Here is a 17,083-nt window from a genome sequence, read left to right as displayed (position 1 = left end):
TGGGAGGAAATATGAGACATTTCATTCTGTGGGCCTTACTAATTCAGCCAAGCCTGTCTTTAGCGGGGCATCCTATTCACCCCTGGATCAGGGTATGCATGACAAGCGGTGGCATTTATGAGCTCGCCAATGACGGCAAGAAGGAAGTCGCACTCTGTAAGTTGGGCGATGCAATTCTTTCAGCAAGTTCCCTCGTTATTTACAAGTCTCAATTCGAGATTCCTACGGCCATAGAGTCATACTTGAATACATCGAATCCCGATCCAAATTTTACTTGCGCATCCAAAGGCGCCCGTGATGGCAGTCTTCACAACAAACTTCATACCTACAACGTTTGCACATTCATCGATGACTCATTTATTTTGCAAGATTCTCTTCAGCAAGGCCCGAGCTCTGAGTCCAACCAATCATTAAATAGAGCCTTGGATTTGTACGCAGGCGAGAATTAATACAAAAAATCACTCGATATTTGCGTACAATCTGGACTGTTGCCTAAAAAAAATGAATGCGCTCAATACTGCGTCCATCCACAAGAGGGCAATTTGAAGCGCCGTTGTCAAATCACACTTAATAGATATGAGGATAAAAGTATGCATTATTGCCAAAACGTAATGGCCGAATTTCCCGTGAACAGTTTTCTGTTTCTGAATTTGTCCTCACTTCGGGAAACACAAAAATGCGAGCTGGACGTTTTTATTAACATTTCAATATTGTAATCTTAATTCATATGACAGCTATTGACGTAATTAGAAGCATTTTCAGTAGACGCCAGCAAAAAAATCAACGCTATTCCCTAAGAGCTTTCGCAAGAGACCTAGGCATTTCCCCAACAAGGGTGAGCCTTGCTCTAAATGGTAAATGTAAATTGTCCGAGACACTACTTGACACAATTCTTGAGGACAGCAACTTGTCACCTCAAGAAAAGGCCGAACTCGAACTCGCCTTTGCCCCTCAAAGAGCACAATCTCCCTCGATTGCACCCGCAAGCAGCGAGGAAGCTCATAATAGCGCTGACAGCTGGCTAGCTGCTGCAATCCACACCTATGTTCACGCTCGCGGAGAACCTATTCTTGCAGAGGAACTAAGCGAAAAATTCAAAACACCAGTACGAGTCCTAAAAAAGCATCTTATGGCCCTAAAAGGAAAAGGTGCGATTAAATACAATCGTTATACCCGAGAAATCACACCTCTCGAAAAGGATCTTGAAAAATTCGATCATTCTGAAGATCCATTAAATCTCAACGAATATTATCCGAGCAAGCTCCGAAAGATGATTGATCACTCCAAAGCCTTGTCCCAGAAAACAGCGGCATACTCATCATACCTCATTCTTCCCTCAGAAAGTATTGAGCAAGTGAATGCTATTCTAAAGGAGGCGTTCCAAAAAATTCGGACGATCAACCAAGACGCAGACTCGCCTGTCGTAAGCTATATTAGCCTCACGAGCCTACCCCTATCAGATCCATAGTTAGCTAGCCTGCTCGTACGGCGCAATTTTCGCCTTTATGGTACTAATAAGTGAGTACATCACTCCTTCGTGATTCACGCCACGGAAAAACTCAATCCCAACCGATTGCCTACCATCAGACACTGGTGGATCTGCTCTCATAACGACTGCCTGAATCCTTAAATCAATCTTCTTGTCCATAAAAAGACGACCAGAAATTTGTTCGTTTTCGGCAACAGGCTCATCTGAAATAAACAGAAGACTAGCCCCCCCAACACTAATATCTCTAACTTTACCCCGGATACCCTTGTACTTTCCAGATCCGAACTCAAACTCCAATAAAACTTCATTGGGGATTATTGTTCTATGATACTTCCTGCGCTGCAGATGGTACAAATCACATTTTAGCTCAATATAAACTTCTTTAGAGAAAAACCAACAATCAGTCTGGCAGAAATACTTATCTTCCGCTCCAATTAAGCAGACTGTCACGCGTTCACGACCAATCGGAACCACCATCTCTTCAGATAATACACATACCAACTTATCACCCTGCAATCCGCGAACTTGGGCATCTATCCGGCCTCCGGTTGCCATTTTTACTCTGACAGAAAAACCAAGTCCCTTTGCATTTGAGAAAATAGCCTTTGCTGTGGAAATTCCGACTTTTTTAAAAATCTGACTCATAAATCAACATCCACCTTAGAAAGGTTAAATTGCATTTAAATAGATCGTAAAACTCTCAGCTTGACCTGATGCTCCGGCGATCCTTCTCATCAATTCCGTATCCGAGCTAACCGCTGTCCGGGTGGATTGCTTCGAAATACTTCTCGCAGCTCTTTCATTCAGAATTGACTGAGCCAATTCAAAATTTCTTTCTGCAAGAGCCATATAGAAATCGATTTGTGCGACAATCTCTCGCTGACTTCTCGTCTTAACAAGTTTAGACTCCCGATTTATCAGTCTATTGATCCGGCCGATTTTGGGACATCTGCCTAATAAAGTACATGCAACTTTATATGATCTATAACTTATCAATTGCGCAAATCCGTCCTCATTCTTTCTACTCACAACGAAAGATCTCAGAAACAGCCATATTGCCTTGTCAAAAAGGCCCTTTTGCATCTGGATCCACCCCAGACGATAATAAGATAACTGCAGCTCATCGGTCCAAAGACATTGCTCTTTAGCGACCTTGATTGCGGACCTAAAGGAGTCCTCTGCCTGATCTGTGCTTCCCATCGAGCTAAATACTTTCCCTTGAAGATGATGCATTCTTACAGCAAGGTCATCTGAGTAGGCGTAGACATTTCGTATACTCTCTAAATGGTTTAAGGCCTCCTGATACTCTCCTACTCTTTCACGAACGACGGCCAGATAGTACAATGCCCACCCTGTATTTTCCTTATCATCTACCTTCCTGAAGGTAGTAACAGATGAGGTAAGATGAAATTTTGCTGCTCGAATACTACCAATCTTAAGGTGTATGAAGCCCAAAACCGAATACAACAATGCGAATTGCTTTGTTGACAGGTCATTAATTGAGAATGTTTTTAGGCTTTTAAAAAGAACCAACAACTGGGACCTAGTCTCTAAAGAATTGATAAATCTAAAATCAAGAAGCGTCGCCAACGTTGGGTCCTGAGATACAATTTTTGTTTCACTGTCCGGAAGGACCAACTTCTGTCGATCACAAGGAAGCGCAGCAAGGATCTTTTCTGCTGTCGACACAGTCACTCTTTTCACCTGACCGTGAATCCATCGCTGGACAGTCTTAACATTTACGCCGACACTTCTAGCAAAAGTGATATTTGCAATCCCGGCATTTTTCAGAGTTTCCATCAGATATTGGCCATCAATTTCTACTAAAATCTCTCTCATCAGAAGTCTCCCGAAAGCGTCTCATTTGCACTACGCACTCCTAAATTTTCGATGAATTGCTGCTGTTCAACAAGACTTCAAGGCCACATTACAGATATGTTGTTTCCTCACAGCCGCTCGCTTTAGACATTAAACGTTTCCTTCGGCAACTTGCGACCCCCGGGAAACAGCAGGGCAAAATAGGCAACACTTTGCTGCATTACCGGCAAACTTAGATATTGATAAAGCAACCATCCACAATTTTAAAAAGGAATCTAAAGTGATCAATCTGATACTTTTCACGGTACTTCTATTCTGCCAAGACAGTGCCTTTGCCCGTGCCCTTAACGCCTATCCCGGCTTAACTTTACAAGGACTAGAGTTGGTGAATGAAAAACCCACTGGAGGTAAATGCTATGTTGTTGTTCAGAGGGTTGAAGCCAACAACACAAAAGGGAAACACTGCTTCGACGTCGAAGCACAATTTATATTTCAATCAGCCGCCATCACAAAGGATCCGGCAATATTGACATCAAGAGTAACCAATTATCATCGCCCTGAATATCCGACTCAAAAAAGTTGCGCCGAATCTCTAGACGGAAAAACGTCAGGTGACGAGATATATGGAAATGACTCAAACTCCATACACATCGTTCTTTTCTGCTGAGGTGATAGATGGAGCCAGAACAAATGATTATTTCCTGACTATTGATCCATACACCAAGCTACCATCGCAAGGTAGAGTCCATTCTCTAACTCCTTTTACAGAATCCAACTATGACTGCGTTCATTTGGAGCAGCCAACGCCGTCAACCGGCAAAACATTTAAACCTCAGATCTGTGACCTTTGGTTCGAAGATGAAGGCATTTGCCTGAAGATCGCCCCTTTTAGGGAAAAGTCAGACATTCTGTTTTTCCAATTGTTGTTCACCGATCTATATCTAAATCCTCTTGATCCCGAGAACGTCACAATCCAGTTAAACGAGGCGCGCGGCGATGCTGGAGCACAGATCAGCTTTAAGAGAATGTCCAAAGGAGTTTACAGAACCACTGGTGCAACAATTCCACACACTGCAGATAGACAGCTTATGTTCACTATTGGAAACAACCAGCAATTCTTCTTAATTAAGTAGCTTGTTCTGGCCCCTGCCTGCTTCACCAGGGGCTTTCCACAGCACTAAGGCAAAAAGAATACATATCCCAGCTGAGCTTGGACATCCTTCGAACGCTGGGCCGAAATGGTGGTAAGAGTTTCCTGCTCAGAGAACTTCACTTGTAACCTCAGTAGCCCTTCGACCAAGTCCTGAGTTAAAAGAATTCCCCCAAAATAACGAGAACTAGACTGCACACGATATAAAGTCCCGACCGAAGCTCCAAGGCCGTATTCAAATCCCGCAAATCCAGCAGCGGACAAAGTACCAGCAGAAACTATTTCTTTAGTAGCACTTCCGGAGACAAATGTCTGCGCGACAGCATCAATAGTCGCATCCCCAATCTGCTCAGCACGCACTATAGGCTCCTGTTGATGCCGTATAGAAATATCCCACAGCGCCCAACTGCCAATATAGCCAACTGAGAAGCCAAATCCCCCAAGCACTATTTCATCGCTCTGAGCCGCCCCGCTGACAACCTGTCTGTATTTGGCTTGTTCAGCACTTAAAGTGAATGCAGTCTGCCAGCGTTCTGACCAATATTGAGTCCAATCGAAGCTATATCCTACAGTAAGGTCACTTAGTAACGTTGCTGAAGCACCGTTTGACGTGTCAGTCGAATCTTCCCTACTGAATCCAAATCCAATATTCAGACCCAACCCCGAGCGCCTTGTCTTTAAGTCCACGGACTCATACTTTATGAGCTTTGCACCATTGCTATCAATATTTATAGGTTCTTCAAGATCTGATGCGATTATCCTTTGGTGGCCGACCAACGTATGGCGACATTTTCGTGCCAATGTTGCGTAACGGGGATCATAAGGATCAACATCGATTGCAAGCTCTCTCCGGAAGGCTTCCCAGGCGGAAAGAGCCTCTTTAGAACATAGAAATTGAATGTGCCCATGAGAGGTTCGGCTAATAAATCCGGCCGCAATTCCAATATCTATCTGTTTCTGATCTATGGCATCGAAAAATATCTTTTCTCCGGGAAAAACTAAATTTGCAGACTTTTCACTTGAAAATACCTGTGTATTTTCCATTACCACTCGATCTACGGCTCCGCCAACTCCCCACTTCGGGGATATGCCTAAAGTACGCAGAATCATCCCCAACGATTCTCCTGAGCCAACTACATAAAAGTATCTTTCTTTTTTTTCCAGACTCTCAGCAAAAGAAACCGGTGCAAAAACAAGTACAATATGGACGATACTCGCCATCACAAACCACAATACCCTACAATGTGCTACCCAATATGGTCTCATAATGAATCCTGTCCCGAGGGAACCTCAATAATTTATCGGTTCTTAACAAGACATCCTGAGCCTCCATTCGAGCTAAATGGCAGTTACCGTTTCCGTGTAAAAGATTCTCGAACCCGGAAACACCTCCTCAAACCAATTCTGCCCTAAAGCATTTTTTGTATATCCCTTTGACCAGGCTTCTTTTCGGGACCATCATCCGCGAAAACCGTTCGATTTGTTCAATATAGGCACAAATAACCAAAGGCTTTTTATGAAAACCATGATCTTAACGATTCTATTGGCGTCTATCCCAACCCTAACACTTGCACAGCAGTGGCCTACCAACCCCGTTATCGGAATGATCGGAGCCTCTTTCTCCGAGTGTGCAGCCCCGGAAAACTCGCCACTTGCGGGTATGGGGTTTGCCGGCTGCTCCTACGAAACGCTCTCTACTGCGCTGACAAAAAACTCCAGAATCACTTCAAAAAAAATGCGAGTGCAAACATTGGCGCAAGGTGGCGCACGTAGCTATGACATTCCTGGCACGGGGTATAGAGGATACGTATCACAAATAAATGCACTTCTTACACGCACTCAATGGATTGATGGCACTAACAGAACAAAAGTTGTAGTCGCAAGTCTTATGAATGATTGCCTTCACACTGTACCATGCACTACCTCTGACATCGACAATGTACTTATAGAAGGTGTTCGCCAAACGGCACAAATTGCTTCTTCCAAAGGCATCAAGCTAATTGTTACCGGTTATCCTGACTGGCAAGACCTCAATCTTGCTCTTATTGGTGGCATTTTCCAACTTCCAAACTTGATCAGTGAACAAGATTATAACTATCTTAAAACTAGATTCGAACAGCAGGTTTCTCAAATACCGGGCGTTATCTATCTAGATGTATGGAAGCACAATTTCAAAACTATCGATGGATTGCATCCGGATGAGGCCAGCGTAGAAAAGGCGGCAGATCTCATCGCAAAAACGATAACATCTCTATAAAAAGTCTACGCGCCTACTCAATTGGACTTCTTGAGTTTCGAATCGAAACAATCCATAGGTACTGTTTCCGCACATCATTAGCCGTGAGTGTGGAAACACTCCCTCCACCAACCCTAAACTAAAGTACTTTTTGTATATATAGCTTTGACCACTGATTACCTTCAGGGACATCATTGCACCGTAGTCATGATGACTACACACAACAAAAAGGATTTTTAATGAAAACAATGATCTTTACGGTACTGCTCGCGTGTGTTCCAGCAGTCTCCCTCGCTCAGCAATGGCCGACAAACTCTGTCATTGGGATGATCGGTGCCTCTTTCTCTGAATGTGCCGCACCAGAACAATCACCTCTTGCTGGGATGGGTTTCTCTGGTTGTTCACACGAAACGCTGTCTACCGCGTTAACCAAAAACAATAGAATTATTTCCAAAAAACTACGGGTTCAAACGACGGCTCAGGGTGGCGCACGTAGCTATGATCTTCCAGGAACTGGATATCGAGGATATGTATCACAATTGAACGCGCTCCTTGCACGCACCCATTGGATCGACGGCAACAATAGAACGAAATTCGTTGTAACAAGTCTTATGAATGACTGCCTTCACACTGTGCCTTGCTCTACGGCAGATATCGACAATGTTCTTATTGAAAGCCTGCGACAAACGGCCTCAATTGCCTCCTCTAATGGAATTAGACTTATTGTCACAGGCTACCCTGCGTGGAAAGACCTAGATCTTACTATTATCGGTGCAGCTTTCCAGCTTCCTAACTTGATCAATCAAAATGACTACAACTATCTTGTAAATAGATTCAAGCAACAGGTATCCCAAATTCCAGGTGTTATCTATTTAGATGTATGGAAGAACAACTTCAAAACTGTCGATGGTCTACACCCTGACGAAGCTAGTGTAAAAAAAGCAGCCGATATCATCGCCAAAAAAATAACATCTCTCTAAGAAGAATACACATGTCCCGCATGTCGCTGCCGCCGGATATGGCGGCGGCGACATTACATACGTACTGATATTGGCATAGCTGCTGCATAAGTTTCACATATACCTATTTGGAGGATATATATGAATCAAACAGCTGCAAAAAAAGTTCTTATGGCGCTTGCATCACTATTTTTGGTCACAAGTCAGGCTCACGCCGTCACCACTCAAGATGGTCGACAAATTAAGCTTAATATGAATGACCCAGTTTTAGTGAATAAAGACTTCAGCCTGCCTAGAAGGGGTGTAATCACTGACATCAGATATCAGAATGGTAGCAACACGCGCCTTCTATACTCGGTAAATGGCGTACCAACACACGGAACAGAAATTTTTGCGATTGGCTCTGGGACCTGCCTTAAGGGAAAGGCTCAAACGTTATGCGTTGGTGATCTAGTAGAAGAAGATCTTATCGATTCCGGTCCAGCGGAGACTACCGTAATTGGTATTCAGGTTCAAGCAAGCGGCATCTTTAAGAAATCAAATGCTATCCTAATTCAAAGAGACAACGAGATCGTACAACAGCTTATTGATAATCTGAGGCTTTTAGAATCTGCTAACTAATTTCCACAAAAAATCTGCCCGGGAACTGAGAGAGACAGAACCTGGGCAGGATTTTACATGATCTAGTCACAGCAATTCCCATCCAGACGAGTCGCAGATGGCTAATGTCAAATAGCGCCATCTATCTATCACGGAAATCTTCGGATTCAAGGTCAACATTCCTTTATCTGATGCTAAGAATGCTGATACCAATTCATCTGCCACACTATCTCCACGATAGAAAAGCTCGTATAGATTCGTAACTGCGGTTTCTGTCGGCGCGGCAGTTTTGCTTCCTGCAACCTTAACCATCAGTCCCTCGACATACTCGTTCTTATCTAAAATGGCCCGACAAAGCTGCATTTTATATGCAGTCCGCAAAGAATTAGCGCCCGCATCCATGGGCGCTAAAATGGTCCCATTACAATGAACTTCCTCGAATTTCGGGTCACACGGATAGCCAAATAAGCCGGGCTCTCTGTTAACCCAGGCGTTCACCATTGCTCTAAGCGCATTGAATTGAGGATCAGTCATGCCAGAAAATGTAAATACATCTTCGATTAAAGCCGCGACGTATTTCCTATTGGCCATTAATGGGTGCTGAGATGTCAGTCCCGGCTTACTTCCGCCAGGATGATCCACAGGTTGCGCTACTGGTGTCTCTACAGACCTTAAATCGTCACTTTGACCTGACATTTGCAAGGCGGGGGCACAGTTTTGGAATCCCTGCAATAAAGCAAATGACACCAATATCCCAGCACCCACCTTGAAATAACTTGATTTCATAAGCATCCCCCTATGGCTCGGACACTAAGCAACTTTAGCTTTTCCAAATCTTGAACTGACAACGCCCGTTGATTCATTGAAGTCAATTAAGGACGGCGCTGTATTTTCCCACGGGTTTTCCTTGACGCGCATAATTTGCGCCAATGTGGCATTAACCATAGCAGGCCCTGGAATTCCTTTTACTGGATAACCCTCGCCGATAGCCGCCCCATACCCATTCGTTCCATGTGTTCCGGTCCGTTGCAAAATATTTCCGACCAAATACGGGCCGCGCTTGATGGCTCCTGAAAATGCGCTGGTAACCATATTTTGAAACCCATGCGGCGTGGTTTTGCCATTCGTATCCACATTTCTAGCAAACTCACTCGAGACTTGAATAACAGACTCATCCCAAAGATTCACTCCGTTGCTCGTTTGCTTCTTCAAAGCATCACGCATCTCTAAAATTCCCCCAAGAATGCCAGAATAGAAACCATGTGACAACATGACGGACACAGGTGCGTGAGTCTGGTTGTCCATGTCTGTGTGACAGTACGGCAGATTCCTCTTACCCTCACTCATTGCATCGTGAATGGCGTCGTTTGTTCCAGTCGGTGTTCGAACATTGATATTATTAAAGTTGGTCGCCCCAACCAAAACCGATGAGGTCAGATCTTTAACAATGCAATACTCAGCAAGTGCCATCTGTTCTGCAAAATCATTAAACTTCAAGTTTCGGATAAGCAAACCCAAATCAAAATCATTGGCTAACTTAACATTTTGGGCTTGGGTAATCCTTTTTCCATCTACGGTCAAATCTACCATCCCGAAGATTAGCAAATCCTGCATGGAAAGATTTTGTGCCAATATGGGACCATCATTGATGCCTGCAATATTCAACAATTGAGCAGACCCTTCGATTGCATTTCTATACCGGCTTACGGCCGGCGCCCAAAAAGCGTCGGCATCTGAAATCCCTTCTTTCATCTTCTTTGCAGCATTTTCAAGATTTTTATTTAAAATCGAAGCCCCAAGTCTATTGGAACGCGCGTATGATTTTAAATATGCCATCGTGTTATCATATGCACTTGAATACTGCTCTTTCCCCAATGAAATGCCTTGCACGTCCGAACCCAGGGCAAATCCCCTCATCAAATCATTCAAATATCCTGAACCAGCAATAGTTACAGCTTTGTTCTTTTGAGAACTAAACGGAACCCCGGTCCGCCCAAACTGAATCGATGCAAATAGGCGTTCCGATTGATCTGCTAAAAGGCCACTCATACTAGGTAAGCCAGTTACGGGAATCTGAACCAATAGTTTGTTCGTATCATGACCGTCAAATCCGGTGCCAAATCCTCGCACAATCAACATATTGTCCAGCACATCAACGGCCGGACGCATGTTACCCTGACCATCTTTCAAATTGAGACTGAACAAATGAGGCACGTTAAACCCATTATACTTAAAGGTCTTATACTCCATGCCCGAATATTTACTTCCAGATTTGGTAAACGCGGTGGCCACATAAGGATTAGAGACAATATTATCTCCATCATATGCCTTGACCCATTGATCAAAGGCATACCGTGGTGGGCCTCCATACAGCCACACAGCAATATGTCTCCGGGTATCATTATGCATACCCAAAGACTCCGCTCTGGCTTGTTGAATAAAACCTGCTCCAATTTTAGATAGCAATGTTTCAACAACACCTGCCGTCAGAATCGAGCCACCAACAACGGCTGTTTTCTTCAGAAATCCTCTTCGCCCGTTATTCATAAGCACCTCGATTATAAGATTGATAGTATGGTGAATCGATTATTCGTCTAACAAGATCACGCAGAGACTGGGTTTCTCTCAATCCTTGACCAAGGCCTTCAACAAACTTTCTCAGTTCGATATCTTTCGCGGCCAATGAACGATTTAGAGATTCATTTTGAGGATCAGATCTGTCGTACAGAGCAACATCGTAGCCGGTAAAATACTTGAAATATCTCTTCGCTGCGCACTGGTAAAATTCGTCCTTATTGGCGAGCTTCCCACCAAGATCCTCAAGATTTTCCGTTGTTTCATTGACAAGCTGACCTGTAGAGAAGGAACGATAGAAAATACGTCCTTTAGTGGACTCTTTATAAAAGTCCGCCACGGGCTCTGACGGCCAGGAATACCCTCTAACCTCTTTAGTGGCAGGAAAGCGCCCCACTAAGATCACTTTCTGGTTATTACCGCCGGCAGTCTCTGCGACAAATAGATTCCGCGCTGAAAGAGCCATCTGATCCATGGTCGCGTGACAGGTGATGCAACTTGAGGAAGCTCTAAATGGAGTCGTAGAATTTGGTGCGTAGTATTCGGAAATATCGCGTTCTCGCAACGCAGGAAGATTCAGACACAGCATACTTTCCAATGCTGCCTTTGCCCATTTTCGGGGCAGCTTACTAGCTCCGTCATATAGTACACCTTTGGCATGTCCACTGTTCAAAAGAAAGAATCCCGGTTGCCCTAAAATTCCCCCACCAAGACCTTTTAGAATATCAACTAACGGCGTAGCCCCAACATCCTGCGCCACTTTACCGAAGTCGCCCATCTTCGGTACGAAATAGTCACCGACGACAACAGAGGCCTTGGACTCATACAATCCCGTTAGAAGTCCCGTCCCGGAAAAAGGGGCTTCTGTACCCGCTCTTATGGCGAGACCTCGGACCGCGAGACTTTCAACAAAATCAACCTTCACCGGCGCAACCGCTCGATGAGGCGCCACCACGGCAGTTCCCGATAAAACATCTTTGTACGGTGTTTTATTAAACAATGAAGAGGTCATCAAAAGTGCAGGCGCACTGAATTCAACAAATGAGTCCGTTGGAAAGTCAAATTCATGCTGATACCCTAGAACTTGATCTTTAATTGCAGTCGGAAACCAAGTCCTGTGAAAACTATAAAAGTTATTCAACACCGAAATTGCAAGACTGTCAGTACGCTGCAGTTTGCCGTCCGCTGTCATGTTACCCCAATCCAGCAGTGACATACATGCATCTGCAAGAGAAATCTGCCCCGACTTCACTTTTAAAAGAAGTTCATGACGAACTGGAACTGGGCGAGCTACGATCTGAGCGTAGCAACGCGCGAATCCCTGCGCATCGCCACCAAATGAAGACTGAGCGAACAATAGGACCAAACCAAAATTGATAAGTAGTAAGGATCGCATCTCCCCTCCCTCGTCTTATTAAGCCTATTAGCTACGGAGAATATTCACCCTCACTAAGAACCATTTTTACAGTTAACGATACCTTCTGTAGTCAAGTAAGCCCCCTGATTACAAGCGGGCTGAGTACATCGAACCGCATTCCCAGAAAGCGTACACTGAGCCTGGTCCCCCATCCCTGGATAGGTGCCTGAAAATCCGAAGCATTTCGAATAAGAAAGATTCCAGCTCGACACCCCATTTGGACACGATTTTTCGAATTGTGGACCATTAAAGCCAACTACCTCAACCGCATAGGTTCCAGTTGGCGGAACCGGCGTGCCGGTTGGCGCCGGAGACGTAACGATTGTCGTATGTGTCGCTTCTAGCGTACAAGATTTGGCAATCGGATTATAGACGCCTTTTTTTCCATCGACATTGAATTGCTCGCAAATCGTCGCTGTCACTTTGTCATAGTCAACAGACTCCGCCCCTGCACAATACTCAATGCGTCCTGCCGTATCCACCTTTGTCCAAATCTTAATTTTTCCAGTCTTATCTTCCCCAGAAGCAGACAAGTATCCGTAAGTCAGCTCGGCCATTTTAAATCCCGGAGTAGCATCGTACTTCAAAGTAGAAACTCGATTCGTACGAATTTTACCGAAGCTAAGCTCTGTGTTATTGTTATAGGAAGGACAAAACTTCGTTGTTGCAGGAGCAGAGGGACAATTGATCAACTTGCCATCTGATCCACGTAAAGTTCCCCAAAAATACCCATCCCATTTAATTGATTGTGTGCCTGTTGCCCCTGCCGCAATGTCACCAGATGCACTTCCTGCCGGTCCAATATTTTTAATACTATTCGTACAGCTCGCCTGATCAGAAAAGTGCTTAATCAAGGTCTGTCTAAACTCCAGCTCTTCCTGAAGCCTAGAAGCCCTCTCGTGATTCTTAAACATATTGTCGGCCAAGGTCATTACACCGAGAGAAATAACTCCTATCAATCCGATCGCAATCATCACCTGAACCAATGCAATACCGCGATTGTTCAAAGAACGTTTCATAGCATCCCCCTCAAATTCCTGTAGGTACATATTTCGGTATAAGTACTCAGATTCAATAGCGGTGTGCCTTGTGTTGTGTTTCTGGTCTACCTATGAAGCCAGGCGGGAAACGCCATTGACCAGATATTGGGTGCTTCCACGTATTACCAATTTGCAAACTAAACGTTGGCATCAATATCGCATATAAAAATATGCCGAACTGGAGGAAATGCTATGAAATTCTTAATTGCGATTGTGTTGTGGATGTTCACAACTCCTGTGCATGCCTATGAAATCACAACAATCTTGAACTGCCGGGTCGAAGATCTATCCATGTCTTTTGTGATCCTAGCGGATGCAACAGAAGAAATGAGTACAACGGCCTTGCTGGTAACAACTCAGGGGCAACCTACTTACGCTAGGCTGCTATCATCTATTCAAACACCATTGAATCTCAGCAAAGACGGACGAATTTCATTGGTAGATTCTGATGAAAACGGAAACTATCTGATCACTGTAAAAGGCAAAGACGGCATTCAAGCTGAATATTCAGCAACATGTGAATAAAAGAGATATTTGACGAGGTCTACAGCAGCCGACCTCGTCAAATATTAGAACTATCGACTAACCGAGTTCAAGAACTTAGAAACAGCAAGACTACAATATGCGACTCGGGAAATACACATCGTGCCATCACGATCCGGATTGCACACTTTAGCACATCTCGCATTCATCAATCTTTTTAACTCTGTATCAGATTTACTTAGCTTTCCTGTGAGTTTATCACAAACGGACACAGCAACTTCGACCATCACGTTATCCAAAGATGTCCCAACGCCGCAACCTTCAACAATATAGCTCGCATCGTAACACGACTCCGATTCTTTGATCTTGCGTGCCACATACTCGACATCAACGCCATCACCAGGACTAGCAGAACATTGAACTTCATCAGAAGCGACTTTTCTTTTCGTCCCCTTCTTATCCGCAGCAAATGAACTCATGGCAAAACCGGAAACCAATAGCATAGTCACAAGACACTTCAGCACTTTATCCTCCTCGAAAAATATTCATATTTGGCTTATCTAACTAAACACTACCATGCGCAAATACAAAGTGAAGAAAAGAATAAAATCCGGCCAGCATCCATGTCCGGCATGTCTGCACATATTAATTTCAAATTACGACAGGAAAAAATTAATCGGCCTTGGCATGTAACTGGCACTGCATAACTTAAACAAGTTCGCTGGGAGTATCTTATGCCAAACAAATCTTTCTTCATAAATATCATGTTGGTCACATCAGCACTTCTATTCACCAGTGCCTACCCCGCGACTTCGTTAGGAACTGAAAAGTGTAGTGCGGTTTTTTCCGAAGCACTCGATTCCAAAGGGACGAGCCCCCTAGCTCCTAAACCATACTTTCGCCGTCTTTTCGACAATGTCTATAGATGGCATTTCAAAAAAGATCCACGCTCTTTTACCCAAGAAGAATTCAACTACTTGAATGACTATCACTATCTGAAGGAAAAAAAGAAATCAGAAAAGGCCGGCATTGTTCGATCCATCTTTTCTAAGGAGTTCGATACCCGCATTTTCTTCACAGCGACCGGTTTGCCAAACCAAAAAGGTGAGCTTCCTTTAGTTGACCCTGAATCCCGTGGTCTCTTTATTTATTTTCATGGTTCCGGGACAAATAAGGCCAGCGGCATCAACTTCGCTTACAAGATGAACAAAATGGCCGCCATGGGATATTCGATGATCTCTATAGACTTGCCGTATCACTCAGAAGGATCTCGCAATCCTAAAATGAGAGACGCAAAGGTATTCTATGCAATGTTAGATACCTTCATACGCAAGACGGCCAGAAAGGACATGCCAGTTTACCTTGTCGGACACTCGTTCGGACCTGATGTAATGGCAGAATACTTTAAAAGGTACCCACACAACGAATCATTAAGTGGTATCGCTATGATCTCTCCCGCAGGATTTACAAAAGAGCTTAAGGATTGGTTCATTGAAAAAACTGCTCATATGAGCGCACTCTGGGGAGAAGTTATCGTCAATGAAGATGGCTCCGCCTGGGCTGGCGCCATCTCTTCCCAACACACTTGGCATCGTCCACCAACCACTCAAAGCCCAGACCCCACTGTCGTGAATCCGAGAGTTAAAGTCTTGGTTGTGACCGGGGAACGTGAGGAATATGTCCCCGGTCCTCTGGACCACCGTGGTTTACCAACAAAAGACCCTCGAACTTATGACATGGAAAGGGCCGTACACAACGTTTTAGCAGGCGCAGAAGTGGTCATTGAACCTGGCGTAGGCCACTATATCTTCGAGCATGTAGATAAAAATGGCCACGACGTCGTTATTCGATCAATGCTTCAGGTAGCTGGGGAATCTCTTTTTAACGAAAAGCAACTCAAAGCCACTTCTAATTTCCTTGTGCTACCTGAACCAAAAGAACTTGCCCGCAAATATGCCAGAGAAGCTTCCTTCAACAGTTGGATTAATACCCTCTATCCAAATAGGGAATCCGCTGCCGAAGCCATCTATAAGATTATGACGGAAGGCGATAATATCACGGCCAGAAAGCTTCTTACAAATTATTCAAAATACGTTATTCCTCAACGAGACAAAGCTCTTGCAAGGAATTTAAAGCACACTCAAACTTGGAACGAGTTCTTCTATCGTAAACACAAAGAAGAAATTGATGCTCTGAATCCCGAAAAAGGTCGGCCATCAGACAAGCTTCTAAGTTCTTACTTTGAAATGCTAGAGGCTATTACCGAAAGGGCTCGCCAGCGCAGCACCACCGTCCCGACCGATGTTTACACTGTCCCGGAAAAACAAGGTCCTCCTGCCCATATTTTGGAAAAAATCGAACGCGAAAAGCGTCAAAAGGAACAAAAGAACGAGGGCTTTGAAAACGCCCCCGCAGCTTAATCAATGTTCTCTTGCTGATGCTTTTTTTTCCATTGATGATATTTAAGATGACAGAACCTCCAAAAACGGTAAAACCATTTTTGGAGGTCTAATCCTATGCCCATTCTAGTAAAGTCGATTCTCGCATTCAGCCTATTTAGCATTCAAACCTTTGCAGACACCACCGATTGCGTAAGAATTTCTGAAAAAAAAGGTAGCATTCAAGTTCAAAGATTTCCTTCTGCCGATGGCAACACCTGCTACGTCTCTATTAGGAATCATAAAAACTTTGATCCGCGATATCGAAGCTATCTTTTCACTTCTTCCGGGAGGTTTATGATATTCAACTCTTTTGGCGCAGGCTCCGAAAGCCGAATGACCGGCGCTCGTGAATTCTATCTTTTTCCGCGCAAGGCAAAAGCACCGAAATACCGATGGAACGATGTAGATCGCCGATTAATAGTATCGACAACCTCTGACCATGAGATTTACTTTGACTATGAAGACGCAGAAGTCCTGGCCATGTCCGGAGCCACATTGCGCCGTTCCCCTAATATCTCGCCTAATAACAACGGCGGTGTCGAAATCGAAAATTTTAATGGCTTACTTCTAGATTTAGGATTCAAAACAGGCTCGTCCCCTTCAAGTTTTCCGGATCGGACAGCGCAACTTCTGGACCTACGTAACAGAACCTGCCGGATCAAAAACAAAGATATCTTCAAATACGGTTCTGGGGAGCCTTCGTTAAAATACAGCGATTCGGAACTCAAGATCTTTGTAAAAAAGCACTGCCCCTTACTAGAAATCTAATGTCCATGTCTGAGGTGTCCGTCCATTATTTTGACACCTCAGTTCCTTCTACTATTCCAAGAAGAAAGCAACTCGGTACACCCATTGCATCTCCATTCATAACCTTGC

18 protein-coding genes are annotated in these 17,083 nt (G+C 44.2%); 10 read left to right on the top strand and 8 right to left on the bottom strand.

What is annotated here, in order from left to right; translation table 11 throughout:
- Window positions 1–11 precede the first annotated feature (11 nt).
- The gene (locus BDT_RS05615) at window positions 12–449 is read left to right on the top strand and encodes a hypothetical protein (protein ID WP_041577161.1); all 438 of its coding nucleotides are present in this window, start codon (window positions 12–14) and stop codon (window positions 447–449) included.
- Between the two features lie 458 nt (window positions 450–907).
- Window positions 908–1,468, top strand: a complete 561-nt coding sequence (locus BDT_RS05610; protein WP_158320227.1) for a hypothetical protein — start codon at window positions 908–910, stop codon at window positions 1,466–1,468.
- Here the strand turns inward: BDT_RS05610 and BDT_RS05605 are convergent, their stop codons facing one another.
- Window positions 1,469–2,134: a PilZ domain-containing protein gene (locus tag BDT_RS05605; RefSeq protein WP_041577157.1), complete on the bottom strand. Its 666-nt coding sequence runs from the start codon at window positions 2,132–2,134 to the stop codon at window positions 1,469–1,471. It abuts the gene before it with no gap.
- 24 nt (window positions 2,135–2,158) lie between these two features.
- Window positions 2,159–3,328, bottom strand: a complete 1,170-nt coding sequence (locus BDT_RS05600; protein WP_015090280.1) for a tetratricopeptide repeat protein — start codon at window positions 3,326–3,328, stop codon at window positions 2,159–2,161.
- A 259-nt stretch (window positions 3,329–3,587) separates the two neighbouring features.
- On the opposite strand from BDT_RS05600, the gene BDT_RS19280 reads away from it, so the two are divergent.
- Both BDT_RS19280 and BDT_RS05590 read left to right on the top strand, forming a co-directional pair.
- Window positions 3,588–3,974, top strand: a complete 387-nt coding sequence (locus BDT_RS19280; protein ID WP_041577155.1) for a hypothetical protein — start codon at window positions 3,588–3,590, stop codon at window positions 3,972–3,974.
- On the top strand, window positions 3,931–4,440 hold the full coding sequence (locus BDT_RS05590; protein WP_148278726.1) for a hypothetical protein: 510 nt from the start codon (window positions 3,931–3,933) through the stop codon (window positions 4,438–4,440). The genes BDT_RS19280 and BDT_RS05590 overlap by 44 nt, the downstream gene beginning before the upstream one ends.
- Before the next feature lie 44 nt (window positions 4,441–4,484).
- Here the strand turns inward: BDT_RS05590 and BDT_RS05585 are convergent, their stop codons facing one another.
- Window positions 4,485–5,678, bottom strand: a complete 1,194-nt coding sequence (locus BDT_RS05585; RefSeq protein ID WP_235046275.1) for a hypothetical protein — start codon at window positions 5,676–5,678, stop codon at window positions 4,485–4,487.
- A gap of 295 nt (window positions 5,679–5,973) precedes the next feature.
- On the opposite strand from BDT_RS05585, the gene BDT_RS05580 reads away from it, so the two are divergent.
- From BDT_RS05580 to BDT_RS05570, 3 genes are all read left to right on the top strand, one after another.
- Window positions 5,974–6,714, top strand: coding sequence for a hydrolase (locus BDT_RS05580; protein WP_015090278.1), 741 nt, complete (start codon window positions 5,974–5,976; stop codon window positions 6,712–6,714).
- A 218-nt stretch (window positions 6,715–6,932) separates the two neighbouring features.
- Complete coding sequence (locus BDT_RS05575; protein ID WP_015090277.1) at window positions 6,933–7,673, top strand: SGNH/GDSL hydrolase family protein; 741 nt, start codon at window positions 6,933–6,935, stop codon at window positions 7,671–7,673.
- A 120-nt stretch (window positions 7,674–7,793) separates the two neighbouring features.
- Complete coding sequence (locus tag BDT_RS05570) at window positions 7,794–8,273, top strand: hypothetical protein (protein ID WP_041577151.1); 480 nt, start codon at window positions 7,794–7,796, stop codon at window positions 8,271–8,273.
- Window positions 8,274–8,339: 66 nt separating this feature from the next.
- Here the strand turns inward: BDT_RS05570 and BDT_RS05565 are convergent, their stop codons facing one another.
- From BDT_RS05565 to BDT_RS05550, 4 genes are read right to left on the bottom strand one after another with little or no spacing between them, the layout of a single operon-like run.
- On the bottom strand, window positions 8,340–9,038 hold the full coding sequence (locus tag BDT_RS05565; RefSeq protein WP_041577149.1) for a hypothetical protein: 699 nt from the start codon (window positions 9,036–9,038) through the stop codon (window positions 8,340–8,342).
- 24 nt (window positions 9,039–9,062) lie between these two features.
- Window positions 9,063–10,799, bottom strand: coding sequence for a hypothetical protein (locus BDT_RS05560; protein ID WP_015090276.1), 1,737 nt, complete (start codon window positions 10,797–10,799; stop codon window positions 9,063–9,065).
- Window positions 10,792–12,222 carry a DUF1585 domain-containing protein gene (locus BDT_RS05555; RefSeq protein WP_015090275.1) on the bottom strand — a complete coding sequence of 477 codons (1,431 nt, stop codon included), beginning with the start codon at window positions 12,220–12,222 and terminating at the stop codon, window positions 10,792–10,794. The genes BDT_RS05560 and BDT_RS05555 overlap by 8 nt, the downstream gene beginning before the upstream one ends.
- Before the next feature lie 53 nt (window positions 12,223–12,275).
- Window positions 12,276–13,262, bottom strand: a complete 987-nt coding sequence (locus BDT_RS05550) for a hypothetical protein (protein WP_041577147.1) — start codon at window positions 13,260–13,262, stop codon at window positions 12,276–12,278.
- Between the two features lie 213 nt (window positions 13,263–13,475).
- On the opposite strand from BDT_RS05550, the gene BDT_RS05545 reads away from it, so the two are divergent.
- Window positions 13,476–13,808 (top strand): hypothetical protein, encoded by a 333-nt coding sequence (locus tag BDT_RS05545; protein ID WP_015090273.1) that lies wholly within the window; start codon window positions 13,476–13,478, stop codon window positions 13,806–13,808.
- Window positions 13,809–13,858: 50 nt separating this feature from the next.
- On the opposite strand, the gene BDT_RS05540 is transcribed toward BDT_RS05545, so the two are convergent.
- Window positions 13,859–14,290: a hypothetical protein gene (locus BDT_RS05540; protein WP_041577145.1), complete on the bottom strand. Its 432-nt coding sequence runs from the start codon at window positions 14,288–14,290 to the stop codon at window positions 13,859–13,861.
- Window positions 14,291–14,500: 210 nt separating this feature from the next.
- On the opposite strand from BDT_RS05540, the gene BDT_RS05535 reads away from it, so the two are divergent.
- Both BDT_RS05535 and BDT_RS05530 read left to right on the top strand, forming a co-directional pair.
- Complete coding sequence (locus BDT_RS05535) at window positions 14,501–16,186, top strand: alpha/beta hydrolase (RefSeq protein WP_015090272.1); 1,686 nt, start codon at window positions 14,501–14,503, stop codon at window positions 16,184–16,186.
- Window positions 16,187–16,282: 96 nt separating this feature from the next.
- Window positions 16,283–16,975, top strand: coding sequence for a hypothetical protein (locus BDT_RS05530; protein WP_041577143.1), 693 nt, complete (start codon window positions 16,283–16,285; stop codon window positions 16,973–16,975).
- Window positions 16,976–17,083 lie beyond the last annotated feature (108 nt).

This window comes from Bdellovibrio bacteriovorus str. Tiberius, assembly GCF_000317895.1.
Taxonomy (GTDB): Bacteria; Bdellovibrionota; Bdellovibrionia; order Bdellovibrionales; family Bdellovibrionaceae; genus Bdellovibrio; species Bdellovibrio bacteriovorus_F.
This window is presented reverse-complemented; position numbering and strand designations above follow the sequence as displayed.

Bases quoted from the DNA above. Each gene is read 5' to 3' on its own strand.
- BDT_RS05585 (WP_235046275.1), bottom strand. From the start codon at position 5,678: ATGGCGAGTATCGTCCATATTGTACTTGTTTTTGCACCGGTTTCTTTT.
- BDT_RS05575 (WP_015090277.1), top strand. From the start codon at position 6,933: ATGAAAACAATGATCTTTACGGTACTGCTCGCGTGTGTTCCAGCAGTC.
- BDT_RS05590 (WP_148278726.1), top strand. From the start codon at position 3,931: ATGGAAATGACTCAAACTCCATACACATCGTTCTTTTCTGCTGAGGTG.
- BDT_RS05565 (WP_041577149.1), bottom strand. From the start codon at position 9,038: ATGAAATCAAGTTATTTCAAGGTGGGTGCTGGGATATTGGTGTCATTT.
- BDT_RS05605 (WP_041577157.1), bottom strand. From the start codon at position 2,134: ATGAGTCAGATTTTTAAAAAAGTCGGAATTTCCACAGCAAAGGCTATT.
- BDT_RS05530 (WP_041577143.1), top strand. From the start codon at position 16,283: ATGCCCATTCTAGTAAAGTCGATTCTCGCATTCAGCCTATTTAGCATT.
- BDT_RS05535 (WP_015090272.1), top strand. From the start codon at position 14,501: ATGCCAAACAAATCTTTCTTCATAAATATCATGTTGGTCACATCAGCA.
- BDT_RS05570 (WP_041577151.1), top strand. From the start codon at position 7,794: ATGAATCAAACAGCTGCAAAAAAAGTTCTTATGGCGCTTGCATCACTA.
- BDT_RS05580 (WP_015090278.1), top strand. From the start codon at position 5,974: ATGAAAACCATGATCTTAACGATTCTATTGGCGTCTATCCCAACCCTA.
- BDT_RS05550 (WP_041577147.1), bottom strand. From the start codon at position 13,262: ATGAAACGTTCTTTGAACAATCGCGGTATTGCATTGGTTCAGGTGATG.
- BDT_RS05545 (WP_015090273.1), top strand. From the start codon at position 13,476: ATGAAATTCTTAATTGCGATTGTGTTGTGGATGTTCACAACTCCTGTG.
- BDT_RS05555 (WP_015090275.1), bottom strand. From the start codon at position 12,222: ATGCGATCCTTACTACTTATCAATTTTGGTTTGGTCCTATTGTTCGCT.
- BDT_RS05615 (WP_041577161.1), top strand. From the start codon at position 12: ATGAGACATTTCATTCTGTGGGCCTTACTAATTCAGCCAAGCCTGTCT.
- BDT_RS05600 (WP_015090280.1), bottom strand. From the start codon at position 3,328: ATGAGAGAGATTTTAGTAGAAATTGATGGCCAATATCTGATGGAAACT.
- BDT_RS05560 (WP_015090276.1), bottom strand. From the start codon at position 10,799: ATGAATAACGGGCGAAGAGGATTTCTGAAGAAAACAGCCGTTGTTGGT.